Source organism: Leptotrichia sp. OH3620_COT-345 (genome assembly GCF_003932895.1).
GTDB lineage: Bacteria > Fusobacteriota > Fusobacteriia > Fusobacteriales > Leptotrichiaceae > Pseudoleptotrichia.
Genome location: NZ_RQYW01000009.1, coordinates 1 through 19,295, shown reverse-complemented (window position 1 = coordinate 19,295; position 19,295 = coordinate 1). Strand labels below are relative to the sequence as shown.

Sequence of the window (19,295 nt, the reverse complement as noted above, 5' to 3'; positions counted from 1 at the left end):
TTTCCCCCTCCATTTTTTTCGATTTAACTTAATATTCTATTTTATTGAATAAATTGCCTGTATTGTCATAATAGTTCCATGTTCCGATTCTTCTACTTTCTGTCACTTTCCCCTCAAAGCTGATTTTCCCGTTCTGATGGTATCCTTTTACATTTCCTTCTCTTCCTTTTATATCCGCTTCATAAAATAATATACCATTTTCATAATAAACATTCATTTTTCCGTTTATTTCATCATCAATATAACTTACATCAGATTTTTTAGTTCCATTGATAAACCATTCGACAAATATTCCTATTTTTTTACCGTCTTTATATGTTCCGCTCTTTTTTCTGCTCCCGTTTGCATAATATTCGTTCCATATTCCGTCAGGTTTATCATTTTTATAATTTCCCACGATTTCTCTCATACCCGTATTTGTGTAATAAGAAATATATTGCCCATTCAATTCATTATTCTTATACTCGTAACTTTTCCATAACTGACCTTTTTCACTGTAAATTTTCCATGACCCTTCTCTTTTTCCGTCACTATATTTCCCTGTTGTAAATAAATTTCCGTTACTATAATATTCATTATACTGTCCTTCAATAATTCCATCTTTTAAAGCTATGTCAAGTTGCCTTCCCCCGCTATCAAAAATTCTAAAATTTCCTGTTCCCAAAATTTCATGACTAAAATTATCTGTTCTTTTTAATTTTAAATTGTCATTTTCTCTCTGTACATAATTTGTAATATAAATTTTATTAAAATGCACTCTATAATCGGCAAATATATCCTGTCCGTAAGAAATTACAGAAAACAGAAAGAATACCGCTATAAAAAATATATTTTTTCTTTTCATTGTTATCTCCTCAATAGTAAATTTAACACATATTACATTTATAAAAGCAAATTTTATATTTATTATTATACCAAATTTTTATAATTTTTGGAAATTTTATTCTTTTTCTAGTAAAGTATATTTGAATATTTTTTTTATTTTGACCATGATTTTTTTATTGACTCAATTTAAAAGCAAAGCTGTTTTTAATAACTACAGGATATCCTGAATTATTTAAAAACAACTTTCTTTTTTCATTTAATTTGCAATACTGTCAAGCCACAACAAATGCTCTTTTATTCTTTTCTGAAGATTATCTTCAAGTTTTCTTGCATTTTTTTCTTTTAAAAATTCTTCAAGTTGAGAAAAAGATAACGACTGATAAGTTATTCTCTCATGTTTTTTTCCATCTTTAATATAACTTCCCGGCTGAGCTGAAAAATATGTAAAATGAACTTTTTCAAAATCCTTTGTTATATATTCCAGTTTGGGATAACCGTTTTCATCATAATATTTAGGTGAGTCGGTTTTTAAATAACTATATGCTATTTTATATTCTTCTCCATCTTTAAATACATGAATAATATAATTTGTATCTTCCCAGTTATCATCCTGCATTTCAAATCTGAAATTTGCAGGCATTTTTTTATTTGTATTGTAAATCACCGCTTCAGGTGAATTAAACTTTTTACTTTCAAATGTAAATGAAAGTATACTTATTACAAATACTAAAATCGTCACTAATTTTCTGAACACAATATTCTCCTATAACTTTTAAACTATATTTTACTTTTTTCAAGCCAATCTTTTATAAGCTGTTTCGCTTCAGGTACTTCAGAATTGTTTACTGAAAGTCCTTTATATACTTCTGAATTCGGACATAGCTTTTTTATGTCAGAAATACTGTTTCCAACTCCGCCTCCTCCATTTGTACATATAGGTTTTATAGTTTTTCCTGAAAAATCGAATTCCTCTAAAAACGTAAACACTACCATAGGCATTGTATTACAGTAATTAGGATATGCCAAATAAATGGTATCATATTTCTCAAGTTCCTGAGGATATTCATCCAATTCAGGTCTCGCATTATTTTTAAAATCCTCATTTACTTCTTCTGCACACTTGTTATAATTATCAGAATACTCAACTAGCTGTTTTATCTGAAATACATCCGCACCTGTAAGCTCACGAAGCTTTTCTACAACTATTTCAGTATTTCCTTTTTCCACATTTTTTATAATACCGTCAAAATAATTTTCTCCCCTTCTCGAATAAAAAGCTATTAACTCTGCCATTGATACATCTCTCCTTTAAAATACATATTCAATTTTCCGATTTCTACCTATCATTATAATTATATCACATTTTTTAGGAAATTTCTTTTTAGAATCTTATAATTTTAAATACAGAAGTTTTTCTATTTTTTTATCCTCAACATTCTAATTCAAAAGCTTTTTTCCTGCAAGAATTTATTCTTGCTTTTGTAATTTTTTTCCATACTTTAAATTGAAAACTTAGTAAAAATCTCCAAATTTTTTTACAAAAAGTTTGAAAAAAATTTACCAACTCTAATTATTTCATACTCAAAAATACTTCTTTCACTAAAAACTCACAAATTTATTTTAATCAAACAACGATTTTTCTTTGCATTTACTTTATTATTTTTTCCGTTAAATATTTTGAATATTGAGATTTTTTCTTCTATTTCAGTTTTATGTTTCTATTGCAATTATAATTTAACTATAATTTAAGTTTAAAATTATTTTATTTCATCTTTAAATTCTTCCAATGTTCAAAAATTTTTTTGAAAAAATATAAAATTATTCTGATTAGGAAAACAGCTGTCTAAGTATTGTAAGTTTTATCTTTTCAGGCATAATGAATATTTTTGAGGAATTAAAAACTTTCCAGTTGTTAGTATATGTATGAAGGCGACACTTTCATGAAAAAAATATAAATACCCGAAATTCTCACAAATCCGTTTCGGGTATAAAATTATTTTATAAAGATGTTGGTTAATTAAATTATAAATTTTATAATTCCGTAAATCTAGAAGCTTAGTCTATTCAACTTTTAAATAATACAGTTCCGTATAATAATCTCCCTGCATATCTTTATGTTCACTATATGATTCATTTACAAACAAACCTATGTTCATAAGTTCATCTCCACCTATTATTTTTGCAGTTTCCTTATTTTTTTTATAAATTTTGTAATCAAAACTGTTATCAAGTCCTGTGAGTCTCACTCTTTTAAATCCTCCGTTTACTTCAACAAGCTGTCTATAATATCCTACCAGCGCTTCTTTTTTATCCTCATTTACTATCATCCATACAGTTTCATTCCCCTCAAAAGGAGATTTTATCCTGTAAAAATCACCTGTTGCTATTAATTGTCTATATCTCTTAAATTCTACTATCTGTTTTTTAATTTCTTCCTTTTCATCAGAAGTCAAGTCTTCAGGGTCAAGCTCATATCCGAATGTTCCGAACATAGCTACATTCCCTCTCATATCAAGGCTTGTATTTCTTCCGGTCTGATGATTCGGAGTTATAGACACATGAGCTCCCATTGACGGTATAGGATAAACCATTGAAGTACCATACTGTATTTTCAACCTCTCTACTGCATCTGTATTGTCACTCGTCCATGTTTGAGGCATATAATAAAGCATTCCCGGATCAAATCTATTACCTCCGCTTGCACATGATTCAAAAAGAACATTCGGAAATTCATTTACAAGCTTTTCCAGCACTGAATACAATCCGAGGATATATCTGTGAGCTGTCTCTTTCTGTCTTTTACCTTCCCTACCATGTGAATATATTTCAGTCATACATCTATTCATATCCCATTTCACATATTCTACATTCGCTTCTCTCAAATTTCGAGCAACTGATTCATAAACGTAGTCTGCCACTTCTTTTCTTGATAAATCGAGAGTATGCTGATGTCTTCCCGGAGTCTGAAACCTCTCAGGTGCAGAAATTATCCAGTCAGGATGCTCCCTGTATAAATTACTGTTCTTATTTACCATTTCAGGCTCAAACCATAATCCAAATTTTAATCCCATTTCATTTATTCTTTCAGCTAATCCTTTTATTCCGTGAGGAAGCTTTTCCAAATTTGCTTCCCAATCTCCAAGCCCTTGAAAATCATCATTCCTTGTCCCAAACCAACCATCATCCAGTACAAAAAGTTCTACTCCTAATTTTTTTGCATTTTCAGCTATTTTCAATATTTTTTCTTCATTAAAATCAAAATAGGTACCTTCCCAGTTATTTAAAAGTATAGGTCTTATTTTATTTTTATAATATCCTCTTATTAAATTATTTTTATACAAATTATGGAAAGTTTGGCTCATTCCGTTTATACCTCTGTTTGAATATACAAGTACTGCTTCAGGAGCCTGAAATTCTTCTCCCGGTTCCAGACACCAGTTAAAATCAAAATGATTTATTCCCATATTTACTCTTGTAACATTATACTGATCCACTTCCACAGCTGTAGAAAAATTCCCACTGTAAATGAGATTCAATCCGATTATTTCTCCTGAAATTTCAGTCGTATCTTTTCTTTTCAGACTTATAAACGGATTATTCAAGGCACTGCTTGTACCTCTTTTACTGTCTATTATCATTATTCCTCTTTTTATTTCACTTTCGACTACATGCCTCTCTCTCCCCCATGTACCGCTTAATTGGGTAAGTATATAATCCGAATCAGGTAAATCAATAGACATGCTCATTATCTTTTCTATATTAAGTTCTTCTTTACCTTTATTTATAATTTTTACGCTTCTCATTATAGCAGAATATTTTTCAAAAATTGAATAACTCAATATAATTTCCGCATTAATCACTTCATCTTCCAATATAATTTCCAATGTTTCAGCTTCATCATCTTCATTTAAATATGTTGACGGAAGTCCGTTAAGTTTTCTCTTCCCTTTTATAATAGAGTGATTTTTATATTTAAAATCCGTTATTCTGCTTCCATTTTCCTGTAATATTTTAAATGCAGGTTCTCTATAATCCCCTGTTCCGTAGCTTGGATATTCCTGCTTCACAATATCGAGAGAAAATCCTTTCTCATCTATTGAAGGAGTAATAGGAGGTTCTGCTGCAATTTTTTCAAATAAATGCGAAAAATTATCCTTATGTCTTACTTTTTTCCCGAAATAATAATGTCCTATGTGTCCGTTTTTAAGTATTCCCATTATATAACTCAGACTAGCATTAGACAAATGAAATTCTCCCGTTTTCTCATTATACTTTATCACTGTTTTTCACGCTCTCTTTAAATTAAAATATTTTATTCTGCTTTTATATTTTTCAGAAAATTGGTTTTATTTGCCAACTTATCTTTAGCTATCAATTACTATCCGTTCTTATTTTTGATATTATTTTCCACCGCTAAGCGCCACTCCGCTTATGAACTGTTTCTGAAACAGTATGAAAACAATTACCATAGGTGTAATAGCAAGTATTGACCCGGCCATAAGCACAGGATAATCTGTAAAAAACTGCCCTATAAGTTGTGCCAGCCCTGCTGAAAGAGGCATTTTTTCTAAATCACTGTTGACTATTAATGGCCACATAAGGTCTTTCCACGCAAACAGTGCCGTAAATATGCTTAACGAAATCATTCCGGATCTTGCCAGGGGAAGCATAATTTTCGTAAATATCTGCCATTTATTTGCTCCGTCAATAATTGCAGCTTCTTCAAGTTCCATAGGCAATCCCATGAAAAACTGTCTTAAAAGAAAAGTTCCAAATGCCGTTACAATTCCCGGAAAAACCAATGCACCTATACTGTTCAGCATTCCCAACTTCTGTACTATCAAATACTGAGGAATAATAAATATCTGTGTAGGTACCATCATCTGGATAAGAACAAACATAAACATTATATTTCTTCCCGGAAATTTTATTCTTGCAAAGGCGTATGCTGCCATTGCTGCAAAAAATGTCGAAACAATAACTCTTATAATTATTACTGCTATCGTATTAAAATAAAATCTGAAAAACGGTAAAGATTTCAAAGCCTTTGTAAAATTACTGAAATTATAATTTTCAGGTAATATTGTAGGAGGTACCTGAATAGCTTCAGGCAACGTTTTGAATGCAGTCAGAATAGTCCATATAAATGGAATAAACATGAATATTGATCCTATTATCAGTAAAGTGTGTATTGTCAATCCGTTTTTATATTTATATGTAGATTTTTTCATTACTATATCTCCTTTCCCTTTTTCAGAACTTTCTAATAATGAACCCATTTTTTCTGTAATTTCAGTTGAACATAAGTTATTAAAAGTATTACAAAAAATAACATTGTTATAATTGCTGAACCATATCCCTTCATATTTCTTTCAAAAGAATATCTGTAAAAAAGTACAACAACTGACTGTACTTTCGGCAATACGGCATTTGTTCTTTCTATCATCATATAAATAAGATCAAATACCTGTAGCGAACTTATAAAAGTAGTAATTATAACAAAAAACAATGTCGGCGTAATTAGAGGTAACGTTATGAAAAAAAATTTTCTTATTGGTCCTGCACCATCTATTTCAGCCGCTTCATAATATGTGGGCGATATTTCCTGAAGTCCTGCTAAAAGGACTATCATATTATATCCTATCATAGACCATATCCCTACTACTACAATGGCTATCATTGCAAATTTCGGCTCAGTCAGCCAATTTATACCTTTTACACCTAATAATGAAAGTATATTATTTATAAATCCGAATTTTGAATTAAATATCCATCTCCATACGAGAGCAACTGCCGCAGGTACGGAAACAACGGGAAGAAAAAACAATGTTCTGTACACTGTTTTTCCCTTTATTTTTGAATTTAGAAGGACTGCCGCAGTCAAAGACAGAAATACTCCTACAGGTACTGTTAATATAGTATAAATAAATGTATTCAGGAACGACTGTATAACAAGTTTATCATGAAATATATCTATATAGTTTTTTAATCCTATAAATGTAACCTTACCAAAAGCTCCTGATTTTGTAAGACTCAAATATAAAGTCTGAAATATGGGAAAAATATTAAGAATAAATAAACCTATCATTGTAGGGGCTATCATAAGATAACCCCAATATATATTTCCCATTTTTTGGTTTTTTAAATAGTTTGATTTTCTGTTATTCATAATTTCCGCCTCATTTCATTTTACCCGTTTCTTTTATTTCCCTTCTATCATTTCATTCATTCTTTTTGCATATTCATCAGTCGCAGTTTTAACATCGACTTTTCCTGCAAATACCGGTGCAAATATTTCATTCTCCAAATCTCTCCATTTTCCTCCGTTACTTGCTACAGGATATATTACTCCATATTTCAACTGTTCTACAAATACTTTCAAATCCATATCTTTATTATGATCTATCCATGCCTGCTGTGTTCCTTCATATGCAGGAATTGCCGAAACATACTGAGCCTGTATTACATTTGCTTTTTCTGAAGCAAGGAATGTTAAAAATTTCTTCACTTCTTCAGGATATTTTGTTTTAGCTGATCCGGAATACCCAAGTCCGTTATATATTGTAGCCCGATTCTTTCCTTTAGGTAGATAAGCCACTCCTACATTTTTAGCAAACTCTTTATTTTCTTCTATAGCAGGTAAGTTCCATGACCCTAACTGAACCATAGCCACTTTTCCTGATGTAAACATCAGATTAAATCTTACTTCATCAAATTCTTTCTGAGTAGGTGATACTTTTTCTTTTAAACTTAAATCTACCCACCATTGAATAGCTTCCTGTGTAGCAGGATCGTTATAGCCTGATTTATTATCTTTCACTACATATCCGCCATTCTGGTATATAAGATTCCAGAAACCTTCTTGAGCACTTAAAGGAGCGGCCAATCCATATACTCCATCTTTTGTCAGTTTTTTAGCAGCTTCAAGATATTTATTCCAATCCCATGTTTCATCAGGATAAGGCACACCTGCTTTGTCAAATAAAGCCTTATTATAAAATAATCCTATTGTGTCAAAATCCTTAGGTACTGCATACTGTTTTCCGTCAAACTGATATAATTTCACTAAATCTTGAGGAAAATGCTTAAATCCTTCATCTATCCCTTTATCCACTTCCATAAGCATTCCATTTGCAGCATAATCATAGAATCTTTCCGAATGCATCCAAAATATATCAGGCAAAGCCCCTCCTGTTGCTGCCGCTTCGAGTTTTGTCCAATATTCATCCCAGCCTATTACTTGAAGTTTTACTTTGATATTAGGATTTTCCTTTTCAAATTCCTTTATTATTTCACTCATTCCCGGCTCCTGATTTTTATCCCAAATCATAAAACTCAATTCTTTTGTCCCTTCTTCGACATTTCCTTTTGAACTTTCCGATGATTTTCCAGCACCGCAGCTCAATAAAAATAAAAATGTTACTATTAAAATAAGAAATTTTTTCATTTCTGTAACCTCCGAAAATTTTATTTTTTATTTGTTTTAATAAACAATGTATTGTATAATATATAATAACCTGATTTCTTAATAAGAAAAGAGTAAAAAAATAATATAGGGGTAAAAAAATGCTGAAAAAAGATAAAGAATGGGTACTTAATATATTTCAATTTAAAAAACCTTTTCCCATTGCTACAATAAATGCCATAGGACGACACAAAATCACTGATCCTCAATATTACTGGGATAATATGAATCGTTCTAAAGACGGCACATATTGCCTGTTTCAATATACTATAAACGGACATGGAGAAATAAAAATTGATGGAAAAACTTACAAAATAGGTAAAAATGAAGCATTTTTTGTAAAAATTCCGGGAAAACACGTTTATTATCTCCCTGAAAATGCTTCTTCATGGGAAGTTCTTTATGTGGAATTTTCCATCGAAGTCGAAGATTTTAGAAAACAGATTACTGAAAATGCAGCTTCGGACATTTTAAAATTTACTCCTGATTCTAAATTTGTATCTTTACTTTGGGAAACATTTTATGCTGCTACAAGTCGTGAAATTCACGATATTTTCCAATGTTCCCGATATACATATAACCTGATTTTTGAACTTCTGAACGGATACAATAAAGTGGAAAAAAAGAAAAACTCATTAGTTACTGAAAATATAAAAAAATATATTAAAAAAAATTATGCAAAACCTCTGTCTATAGAGGATATTTCCAATTATACAAGTTTATCAAAATTTCATTTAACAAGAAAATTTAAAGCTGAAACAGGAATATCTCCCGGACAGTATCTCATAAAAACTCGTTTAAAAAATGCAACTTCATTATTATTAAATTCAAATATGACTATTGAGGAAATTTCTGAAAAGGTAGGATTTTCATGTGGAAATTATTTTGCTAAGGCTTTCAGACACAAATTCAAAATATCTCCTACAAAATATCGGAATTATTACAAAAATTTCTACAAACTGAATGTATTATCAAATGAATGAATAGATAAAATCTAAAGAAAGGAGAGTATGATATTTATATATCTAAATATTTATCATACAAAAAAATATGAAAAAAACACTTTATTTAATGCGGCATGGACAGACGCTTTTCAATTTAAGAAGAAAAATTCAGGGAGCATGTGACTCTCCTCTTACTGACGAAGGTGTAAAACAGGCAAAAATTGCAGGACTGTATTTCAAAGAGAACGGAATTACCTTTGATCATGCTTACTCATCCACACAGGAAAGAGCTTCAGATACTCTTGAAATAGTAACAGATTTTAAAATGTCCTATGAAAGACTAAAAGGAATTAAAGAGTGGAATTTCGGTTTATTTGAAGGAGAAAGTGAAGACCTGAATCCACCTCACGAACCCGGTGATAAAAGTTACGGAAATTTCTTTCTAAAGTTTAAAGGAGAATCTGAAAAAATAGTGGAAAAAAGAATGACTGAAACACTGACAAATATTATGGAAAAGGAAGATCATAATACCGTCCTTGCAGTAAGTCATGGAGCAGCGTGCTATGCTTTTTTTCTCAGATGGGCTCCTGAATTTCCTTTTACAGGCATCCCCAACTGTTCCATTTTTAAATATGAATACGAAAATGAAAAATTTACTCTTATTGAATTAATAAAACATGATTTTAATAGAGAAGTATAGTTTTTTCATTTTTTTAAAAAATATATTCGAAAACTGTTTCATAAGTTAAAAATAATCCCGTAACCATAAACAATATATATTTAAAAAAATAAAAATTTTATTTATTTTTACTAAACTTTATAAAAATTAAATATGTACAAAATTTATCATTCTACATATTTTTGTACTTTAAGACAGCATTCAAAAAAACAATTAAATGTACTTTTATTAAGACTCAAAAATAATTGCTTACTCTGAAATTTTTGAATATTGAATCGAAAGTCGGAAATTACAAAAATAGCTTTAAATAAAAAAATATAGTAAAATTATGATAACAATAAAAAACACAAAATCAAAATTTTATAAAAAATAAAAGAACCTTTTAATAACAATTTTTTACCACTTACTGTCATTTAAAACGGTTCTTTATTTATTATTTGTTCTTAAAATTTCAAATTTTATTTTAAAGTTTTAACCCAAACATCAAGTTCTTTTTCAATTCCATTTTTTACCTGTCTTCCACTGAATGCTATTCCTTTTTTTATTTCTTTAGCTTTCACATTTTTTTGAAAATCAGTCAGTAAATTTCCATATGTTCCTCCATAAGTTGTAAATACTGCTACCGTTTTTTCTGATAAATTCTGCTCTGATAAATATGTCTGTACAGGTAAAGCCACTTCTGAAAACCATGCAGGTGTTCCTATAATAATAGTATCATATTTTGAAAGGTCTTTATTAATTTTTTTTATTGCCACTTTTTCTTTATTTGCCATTTGTTTTTTTACTAATGCTTCTAATTTTGGTATAGAAGATATATTATACGGTTTTTGTGTTTCTATTTTTAAAATATCTGCTCCTAATTTCTCCTGTACCATTTTAGCTACTTTTTCCGTTGTTCCTGTTAAAGAATAGTAAACTATAAGTACTTTGCCGCTATCTTTCATCATATCAGATTTCATATTGTTTTTCATCATAGCTGCTATTCCTGTATTTGTATAACCGAAAAATGACAGTATGACTAAACTTAACATCATTAAAAAATGTCCTTTAATTTTTTTCATTTTTTCTCCTAATTATTATTTTATCCTTTTATTTTAAAGTTTCAAGCCAAGCATCGAGTTCTTTTTCAATACCTTCATTTACCTGTTTTCCACTGAATGCTATTCCTTTTTTTACTTCTTTAGCTTTTACATTTTTTTCAAAATTAGTCAGTAAATCTCCATATGTTCCTCCGTAAGTTGTAAAAACTGCTACCGTTTTTCCTGATAAATCCTGTTCAGATAAGTATGTCTGTAATGGTAAAGATACTTCTGAAAACCATGCAGGCGTTCCTATAATAATAGTATCGTATTCTGAAAGATCTCCCTCAACTTTCTTTATTGCCACTTTTTCTTTATCTGCCATTTGTTTTTTTACTACTTCTTCTATTGTTTTCAAATCATACTCATTTTCAGGTTCAATTTCTAAAATATCTGCTCCCAATTTTTCTTTTATCATTTCAGCTACTTTTTCTGTTGTCCCTGTCATTGAATGATAAACTACAAGTACTTTTTTCATTGTCATTTTATCATCTTTCATATCAGATTTCATATTTTCTTTTGCTGTATCTGATGAGTTCCCTTTTGAACATCCTAAAACTGTTAAAACAACTAAACTTAACAATACTAATATTTTTGACTGAATTATTTTCATTTTCTCTTTTTCTCCTTCTGCTATTTTATTTTTTATTCATATTTTTCATATTATCTTTTTTCATGTCATTCATCTTCATGTTGTTCATATTATTTTCCACCGGAACAATATAATCATAAAGTTTTGATATATTTTCCAAAATCTCGATATTCTTTATGTTAAATTTTTTTCCCCATAATCTCACATCATAATAAACTACCTGAACTTTTCCTTTTTCATCTTCATATATGGAAATTTTTAAAGGGAGTTCAAAAGATACTTTTTGATCTTCCTGCATTAACAATGTCCCCACTTTAGGATTTCCGAAAATAATAACAGTTGTAGGTCTAAGCTTAAGCTGAACTCCATTTGCATTTTTCTTGTGATCTACTGTTGAAAAAATTGTAACTTTTTTTTCTGCAAGTCTATTTTTAATAGTTTCCACTGTTTTTTCAAAATCAAATAAACTCTGTTTTTGAATGTACACTTTTTCAAATCTTTTTTTCGTTTCCGATTTTTGATTTGAAAATGTCAACCCAAAACATAACATCAAAACTAATGATATTAAAATTTTCTGTGTCATACATCATCCTTTCTTTAAACATTTTACTTTTATTTAATATATTTTTATCACATAAAAAAAATAAAATCAAGTAAATATGATTATAATGTAAAATAATATTTTAAAAATATAAAATTCACATTATTTTTTATTTTCCAAAAATTTATTTATTTCATATAATGCCATTGTGTATATTTCAGTAATTTTTTCAAGATCATTCAAATCCATCCATTCATCAGGGAGATGTGCTATATTTTTCTGTCCCGGAAAGCTTGGTCCGTAAGCTATAATATTAGGTATAATTTTTGCATAAGTTCCTCCAGTCGTTGTAACAGGTTCCGAATTAAATCCTGTAATATCATTATAAACTTTCTGCAATATTTTTACGTATTCAGATGACTTATCATATAATACGGGATTCCAGTTAGATACTTCTTCTATTTTCAAATTTTCTGTCAGACATTCCTTAATAAGCTCAATCAATTTTTCTCCTGTACAATTTCCGGGATAACTCATTGTCCATTCAAAATAATGCTTATTATCAGAAATACCAAATTTGTATCCTCTCAGAATCATTTCTCCAAAATCATCATCTTTAAAATCTATACCTAATTTTACTCCATTATTCGGTGCAGATAAAATATAGTCATTTACAAATTCATAAAACTCCTTTACATAACTGTATTCTGCCCAAATTCTTACTTTTATTCTACCTCTTTCTCCATATACAACAGGCCATTTACAATCAGGAGTCCAGCCGAAAATCGGAGGTTTTTCTTTTTTCAGATAATGCTTTACACAGTTAAATCCTGTCTCTTCATTTGTTCCAAATACAATTCTCACAGGAATTTTAAAAGTTACATTACACTTTTTTAAAATATATAGAGCATATAAATTCGCGAGAATAGGACCTTTATTATCCAATACTCCCCGTCCGTATATTCTGTTATTTTTTATTTTACTTTTTAAAGGATCATATTTCCACCCTGTTCCTATAGGAACAACATCTACATGTCCGAAAATCCCTATATAATCTTCGTCTCCGTCTCCATATTGTGCATATCCTACCTTATTATCTATATTTTTTGTATAAAATCCCATTTTTTGAGAAATTTCCAAGGCTTTGTCAAGAGCAAGACGAGGTCCTTCTCCAAAAGGAGCATTTTCAGAAGGAGAAGACTCAACACTGTAAATAGATACAAGCTCTTTTAAAGAATTTAAAAGTTCTTTCTGTATTATTTTTACTTTTTCTGAAATTTCTCTTTTTTTTCCATTATCCATTTTACTTCTCCTCCAACGGTTCCATTCTTTTACTCATATATTCTTCTATCCACTCTTTTGAAGCAAGTTCACATATCGTTTTTCCGTTAATCCGCTTTGCACGATAAATTTTTATATCAGACAACTCATTTGCTACTACAAATGAAAAATTATCAATATTTGTTGAAACACCCCATTCTCCTTTATTATTCATTGCAACCACTGATATATCTCCTATTTTCCCTCTTTTTTTCATCATTTTTCTTTCAAAATTATATACAGTTCTATCACACGCTGTCTGAGGATCTGCTCCTGTTTCCATCATCCTTACTATTTCATAGGAAATAATACCTTTCATTATATCCTCTCCTAAGCCCGTAGCACTCGCTCCCCCAACTTCATTATCCACATATAATCCTGATCCGATTATGGGAGAATCTCCTATCCGCCCCCTTTTCTTCATAAAAAGACCACTTGTAGATGTACCTGAAACCATATTTCCATATACATCAAGACATACCATTCCTACTGTATCATGTCCGGAATAAGGTTTTAGTTCGTACTCTGCAATATCTTTTATTCTATTTTTATAATGAATCTTTGCTCTATCTGTAAGCATATTTTTTCTTTCAAATCCTTCCTTATGAGCATAAGCTTCTGCTCCCGAACTTACAAGCATGTTATTTTCACTAAGTTTACTCAGTTTTTTTGCCACAGATATGGGATTTGCAAAATCCTTTATGGCACATACCGCTCCAAAATTAAAAGTGGAGCCGTCCATATAAGCAGCATCAAGCTCTACTTCCATTTCTTCATTAGGTAATCCTCCATATCCTACAGATTTATAATAGGGAAAATCTTCCACATCCTTTATTGCAATTTCTACAGCATTTTCAGCCTTTTCCTTATTTTTAAGCATTTTTGTTGCTTTTTCGACACCGTCCCGTGCCATACACCATGTGGCAATTATTCCCCACATAAAATTTCACCTCATTTCATAAATTTATGAATAATACTATTCTTTAATTTCCAAAAAAGAACTGAAAATCAAATTCAGCAAATATATTGTATTAATTGTATATAAACTTCAGGCTTTAATATTTTTGTATTTTGTTTAAAATCAATTTAAAATTAATATATATAAGCTGATATAGATTCTTTCTTTTCCTTATTATATATTGACTTAATTACTTTTGCCATATTTTTCAATGATTCTCTTAAACCTACACCGCCTTTTTTAGGCATTTTCACTATTACTATTTTATCTTTATATTTTTGAATAATATCTTCATTTTCTTCAGAACATACTATAATAGGTGTACATTCTGTATGTTGCTTTACGTACTCTGACAAAATAGCTGACATTTGAACATATCCATCATAATTAAAACAAGGACCGCACAAAAGTATATCCGCTTTTACTTTATTTAAAAATCCCTCCATTTTAGATAATACTGTTTCCTTGCTTTCTCTAAAATAACTATCACTGCAATAAGTAGTCGCTAATACTGATGCACCTATTTCTTTCATATATTCTTCAAACATCATATACGAACCTATTCCTCCCTTTTCAACAGTCAATTCTACATTGGAATTTTCTTTTCCTCCTGTTCCTGACTGTATCTGGTCAAAAAACAATACAACTCTCACTGGTATACACCTCCATAATTTTAAAATTTTATATGTTTAATCTGTCCTAATTTACCGTAACTTTAATTTCTCCAAGACTATAAATTTCCGGAAAATATAAATTATACTGATTAAGAAAAATTTCTCTGGACATAGTTTGTTTATTTTTTCAAACATAATTTATATTTTTGAAAATTGGAAAGTTTTGTAATCAAAGGAGAAATACATGAAATCAAAAATTTCATAAAAAAACACTTTTTAACCAAACAGCTTTTTTCCCTGAACTATCTCATAAATCAAAAATAATTATCTAACAATAAACTTTATATTTAGAAAATCATAAAATACTGATTTTACTAATTTTATTTTTTTAACTCAATATATTTTCTGTTTTATGAAATATTCCAAAATTTTTTTAAGTATAAAATTATTTTTATCAATCATAAAATATTTTTTGAAAACTCCCGTATCGTTTTAAACTTTATTATACAAGCTTCAGATAACGGGAGTAAAAAATATTATTAGTTTTTTCAGGTAAATTACTTTAATATTGTTAATCAAACGATATATCTTCAAGAGAAATATCATTAAGATCGTCTTTTTCCTCAATCGGTTTAGTTTCATCTTTTAGATACTGATTATCCAAAACTTTGAAAAAAGGATAGTAAATTAAGCATCCTAAAGCCACCAGACCTATCTGAAAAAATCCTGCAATTATACTTCCTGTAGACAACCATCCTGAAAAAAATAAAGGTGTTGTCCATGGCAGTGATGCTCCTGTTGTATAAGGTATAATACCTATTACTGTTGCAATAGTAGACAAAATAATATTCACAAGAGGAACGAGCAGAAACGGAATTACAATAATCGGATTAAGAACTACAGGAAGTCCGAAAATAACCATTTCATTTATTCCAAAAATTCCGGGTACAATAGATAGTTTTCCAAGTTTTTTCATACGTTGAGATTTTCCTGCAAACAGCATAAGGAGAACAAGGGAAAGTGTACTTCCTCCACCACCGAAGTTACCGAAGAAATCCCCAAAAGGACCTGTAAATATATTAGGTAACGGCTGCCCCGCATTAAATGCTGTTAAGTTTTCTGTAGTCAAGGCCAGATGTATCGGACCGAAGATAGTATTTGTAACCGCAGGACCGTTAATACCAAAAAACCAGAATAATGTTGACAAAAATTGATAAATAGGCTCAAAAATCAAACTTTGACCGAATCCCATCAATGGTGTCTGTAAAACTTTATATATAAAATCGTGAGCATATTTATATTCAGTGAAATTAAATACCAGTCTTACTACAAAAAATGTCAGCATTACAAACATACTCGGTATTAATGCTGCAAAAGAATTTATTACTGCTGGCGGTACTCCTTCAGGAAGCTTTATAGTCCAACCTCTGTCTTTAATTTTTACAAATATTGATACTGAAATCAGTGCAGTAATCATTGCAAGAAAAAGTCCTGCAGAACCTAAATTACTGAATGCAAATCCTCTAAACGACTTCCCGTCCTGATTTACAAAAAACGGATGAGATTGAGGGCTTAAAATCAGAAATGCTACAAGAGATACTGCTGCTCCGGCTATTCCTTCAATACCTCTTGCTTTTCCATAATAATATCCTATCCCTATTACTCCAAGTAAAGCTACTACTCCAAATGTCGAATTTACAACTGAATCAAGATATCCTTCCCAGTTTTCTCCGAAAATCCTCGCTAAAAATTCAGAATATCCGGGAATAGGAAAATTTGCTACAACAAGAAAAATTGAAGCTACTATAATTAAAGGAGTGGCTACTAAAAAACCATCACGAATTGCTGTAAGCACCTTATTACTACTTAACTTAACTGCTACAGGACCTAAAATTTTTTCCAATTTATCAAACATATTATTTAGCCTCCTTCTCTTTCAAGATTTTTATTGCTCTTTTTAAAATGCGCTCTCCATCAACATTTCCATAGTCTTCCAAATCAATAACTTCTACAGGAATTCCTTTAGATTTGTATTTAACTCTTGTTTCTTCAAGTTTAAATTTCACCTGAGGTCCTAATAAAATAATATCCGGATGAAATTCTTCTACCGTAATATCCAATTTATGATCAGGAAAAGCCTTGACCTCAATAGGAAGTTTGTAACTATCTGCTACTTCCTGCATTTTCTTTGCTACTAAACTTGTTGACATTCCGGCATTGCAAAATAAATAAATTCTTTTCATAAATCCTCCTTGTAATTATATATTTTTATCTGTCATTTGAAGCAGAAATCATTCTTAATGTATGTCTTACTCCTCTTACGGCTATAGACAGTTCCATTATATTTTCAAAAGGAGCTACTCCTGCATAACCCGCATCTCCTATATGCTGAATATCTACTCCTGCTATTTTATTCATTATTGCTATTTCTCTTATAGTTTCCCTTGTAGAGCTCTCCTGACTTGTACCTATTGCAGACATTACAAGTCCCTTGTTTTCTTTGATGTATTTTACCGCTTTTATCATTTCATCGTGAGTAAATCCCGGTATAGTCCCTACAGCAGGAAGCATAATAACATCAGCTCCGTTTTCTAAAAACTGTTTTATGATTTCTGTATCCACAACCGGTTCATTTACTCCTGCCCCATGCATTTTTCCAGCTATTATCATTCCTTCAAAAAACTGTTTTGCAAGTTTTGTTCCATTTAAAATTTCTTTATTTGTAACCCCTGTTCCGGGATTTCCGGTTAGACAAACAAAATCAAATCCCATTTCAGTAGCTTTTTGCAATGTCATTTTTGAACATATTCTACCTTCAGGGATAATTTCCATCTCTTCCAGCATTTCCGCCTCTAAATCTACAGGCTCAAGATTTAGTCCTACGAGTCTTCCTGTAAGTTTTTTCAATAATTTTATCGGTTCATCAGTTTTAGGTAAAGCAGCTATGATCGGATTATAGACATCCAATCCATTTAGTAAAATTAAATCCGCACCAAAAGCTCTTGCCAATTCACTATTTGTAATATCACCTGTGACAGTTCTCCTGTCTGCAACATTTTCTGAAAGAATTGTTCTTCCCTCACTTGCTTTAATAGCATTTTTTAAGTCATCTTTTCTCATTTTCCTAAAATCACTGGCAAAGCAGTTTAATAATCTTTTTTTCATAATTCCTTCCTTTCTTTATAAATTTTTCTGTTTTTGATTATCATACTTTTTTGCTGTACTTCAATCTAATTTTATTATACCTTGTTTTTTTTCTTTTTCAATTATTATCATAATTTTTTAATTAAAAATATTTCAAAATTCTTATTTTTATTTGCTATATGTAGAATATATAATATTTTTATATTATTATTTTTTTGTAAATTATTAATTCTGTATTTCACTTTAAAATCAATTCTTTTAAAAAGCTATATTTCTATTTAATACTTAAATTAAAAAAAGCGGCTTTCTTAAACCGTCATTTAAATATATTATAGGTTTCTATTCAATTGGTATTTATCAAAAAACTCTTTTTCTCCAATGTTAATTTAAATACATCATATGTTTCTATTCAATCTGTGCTTTTGGTATATGGTATCTTTTGTAATTTATTTAAATACATCATATGTTTCTATTCAATGCATTTTTAATGAATAAGACAACTTATACCGTAGATATTTAAATACATCATATGTTTCTATTCAATTTTAGTAGTAAATTTATTTTTATTATTTAATTTATAATTTAAATACATCATATGTTTCTATTCAATAATACCAGCCAAACACATAACCAAATCCCCATTGTTATTTAAATACATCATATGTTTCTATTCAATACCACTATAGCTATAACTCTTTCCATCTACTACAAGATTTAAATACATCATATGTTTCTATTCAATGTAAACTTGTAAGACGCTTCTTCCGTCTTGCCAAGATTTAAATACATCATATGTTTCTATTCAATCTCCTGTTGGTGTTTCACTTTCATATTGCGTCAGCATTTAAATACATCATATGTTTCTATTCAATAACAGCACATATACAAGGAGACGCAGAAAGAACCATATTTAAATACATCATATGTTTCTATTCAATCTGCCTTTTACTTAGTTCCAAAGCGGAATTATCCAAATTTAAATACATCATATGTTTCTATTCAATATACATGGATATTCTCCAGAGGAAGGAAGCGAACAATTTAAATACATCATATGTTTCTATTCAATCTATACATTGTACACAAAGGAAAATTGTGTATACTGATTTAAATACATCATATGTTTCTATTCAA

General features: G+C 29.8%; 18 protein-coding genes and 1 CRISPR repeat array. Of the genes, 2 read left to right on the top strand and 16 right to left on the bottom strand.

Translation table 11 applies throughout. The features are described 5' to 3' along the window. Positions 1–28 precede the first annotated feature (28 nt). The 7 genes from EII29_RS06540 to EII29_RS06510 all read right to left on the bottom strand — a co-directional run bounded on the left by EII29_RS06540 (position 29) and on the right by EII29_RS06510 (position 8,272). On the bottom strand, positions 29–844 hold the full coding sequence (locus EII29_RS06540) for a toxin-antitoxin system YwqK family antitoxin (protein WP_125236735.1): 816 nt from the start codon (positions 842–844) through the stop codon (positions 29–31). A 237-nt stretch (positions 845–1,081) separates the two neighbouring features. Then, a complete protein-coding gene (locus EII29_RS06535; protein ID WP_125236734.1) occupies positions 1,082–1,579 on the bottom strand; it encodes a hypothetical protein in 498 nt (165 codons plus the stop codon). Positions 1,580–1,602: 23 nt separating this feature from the next. Then, positions 1,603–2,118 carry a flavodoxin gene (locus tag EII29_RS06530; protein WP_125236733.1) on the bottom strand — a complete coding sequence of 172 codons (516 nt, stop codon included), beginning with the start codon at positions 2,116–2,118 and terminating at the stop codon, positions 1,603–1,605. A 767-nt stretch (positions 2,119–2,885) separates the two neighbouring features. Then, entirely contained in the window at positions 2,886–5,069 is a 2,184-nt protein-coding gene (locus EII29_RS06525; protein ID WP_233573274.1) for an alpha-galactosidase, read from the bottom strand. A 156-nt stretch (positions 5,070–5,225) separates the two neighbouring features. Next, positions 5,226–6,104: a carbohydrate ABC transporter permease gene (locus EII29_RS06520; protein WP_233573273.1), complete on the bottom strand. Its 879-nt coding sequence runs from the start codon at positions 6,102–6,104 to the stop codon at positions 5,226–5,228. Next, complete coding sequence (locus EII29_RS06515; RefSeq protein WP_125236731.1) at positions 6,089–6,994, bottom strand: carbohydrate ABC transporter permease; 906 nt, start codon at positions 6,992–6,994, stop codon at positions 6,089–6,091. The genes EII29_RS06520 and EII29_RS06515 overlap by 16 nt, the downstream gene beginning before the upstream one ends. A gap of 33 nt (positions 6,995–7,027) precedes the next feature. After that, positions 7,028–8,272, bottom strand: a complete 1,245-nt coding sequence (locus EII29_RS06510) for a sugar ABC transporter substrate-binding protein (protein ID WP_125236730.1) — start codon at positions 8,270–8,272, stop codon at positions 7,028–7,030. Positions 8,273–8,391: 119 nt separating this feature from the next. On the opposite strand from EII29_RS06510, the gene EII29_RS06505 reads away from it, so the two are divergent. Both EII29_RS06505 and EII29_RS06500 read left to right on the top strand, forming a co-directional pair. Then, positions 8,392–9,273, top strand: coding sequence for an AraC family transcriptional regulator (locus EII29_RS06505; protein ID WP_125236729.1), 882 nt, complete (start codon positions 8,392–8,394; stop codon positions 9,271–9,273). Positions 9,274–9,340: 67 nt separating this feature from the next. Further along, the gene (locus EII29_RS06500; protein ID WP_125236728.1) at positions 9,341–9,934 is read left to right on the top strand and encodes a histidine phosphatase family protein; all 594 of its coding nucleotides are present in this window, start codon (positions 9,341–9,343) and stop codon (positions 9,932–9,934) included. Positions 9,935–10,371: 437 nt separating this feature from the next. On the opposite strand, the gene EII29_RS06495 is transcribed toward EII29_RS06500, so the two are convergent. The 9 genes from EII29_RS06495 to EII29_RS06455 all read right to left on the bottom strand — a co-directional run bounded on the left by EII29_RS06495 (position 10,372) and on the right by EII29_RS06455 (position 18,182). Further along, positions 10,372–10,974, bottom strand: coding sequence for a flavodoxin (locus tag EII29_RS06495; protein ID WP_125236727.1), 603 nt, complete (start codon positions 10,972–10,974; stop codon positions 10,372–10,374). A 28-nt stretch (positions 10,975–11,002) separates the two neighbouring features. After that, the gene (locus EII29_RS06490; RefSeq protein ID WP_125236726.1) at positions 11,003–11,605 is read right to left on the bottom strand and encodes a flavodoxin; all 603 of its coding nucleotides are present in this window, start codon (positions 11,603–11,605) and stop codon (positions 11,003–11,005) included. A 25-nt stretch (positions 11,606–11,630) separates the two neighbouring features. After that, complete coding sequence (locus EII29_RS06485; RefSeq protein ID WP_125236725.1) at positions 11,631–12,167, bottom strand: DUF302 domain-containing protein; 537 nt, start codon at positions 12,165–12,167, stop codon at positions 11,631–11,633. A gap of 120 nt (positions 12,168–12,287) precedes the next feature. Next, a complete protein-coding gene (locus EII29_RS06480) occupies positions 12,288–13,427 on the bottom strand; it encodes a Sapep family Mn(2+)-dependent dipeptidase (protein ID WP_125236724.1) in 1,140 nt (379 codons plus the stop codon). Position 13,428: 1 nt separating this feature from the next. Beyond that, positions 13,429–14,385: a N(4)-(beta-N-acetylglucosaminyl)-L-asparaginase gene (locus tag EII29_RS06475; RefSeq protein WP_125236723.1), complete on the bottom strand. Its 957-nt coding sequence runs from the start codon at positions 14,383–14,385 to the stop codon at positions 13,429–13,431. A 152-nt stretch (positions 14,386–14,537) separates the two neighbouring features. Continuing rightward, positions 14,538–15,056, bottom strand: coding sequence for a GrdB-related putative oxidoreductase (locus EII29_RS06470; protein WP_125236722.1), 519 nt, complete (start codon positions 15,054–15,056; stop codon positions 14,538–14,540). Positions 15,057–15,588: 532 nt separating this feature from the next. Beyond that, positions 15,589–16,932, bottom strand: a complete 1,344-nt coding sequence (locus EII29_RS06465; RefSeq protein ID WP_125236721.1) for a PTS sugar transporter subunit IIC — start codon at positions 16,930–16,932, stop codon at positions 15,589–15,591. A gap of 1 nt (position 16,933) precedes the next feature. Then, complete coding sequence (locus EII29_RS06460; RefSeq protein WP_125236720.1) at positions 16,934–17,260, bottom strand: PTS sugar transporter subunit IIB; 327 nt, start codon at positions 17,258–17,260, stop codon at positions 16,934–16,936. A gap of 25 nt (positions 17,261–17,285) precedes the next feature. Next, positions 17,286–18,182: a haloacid dehalogenase-like hydrolase gene (locus tag EII29_RS06455; RefSeq protein WP_125236719.1), complete on the bottom strand. Its 897-nt coding sequence runs from the start codon at positions 18,180–18,182 to the stop codon at positions 17,286–17,288. Positions 18,183–18,479: 297 nt separating this feature from the next. Continuing rightward, a CRISPR array of direct repeats spans positions 18,480–19,295; the repeat unit is 29 nt; unit sequence ATTTAAATACATCATATGTTTCTATTCAA.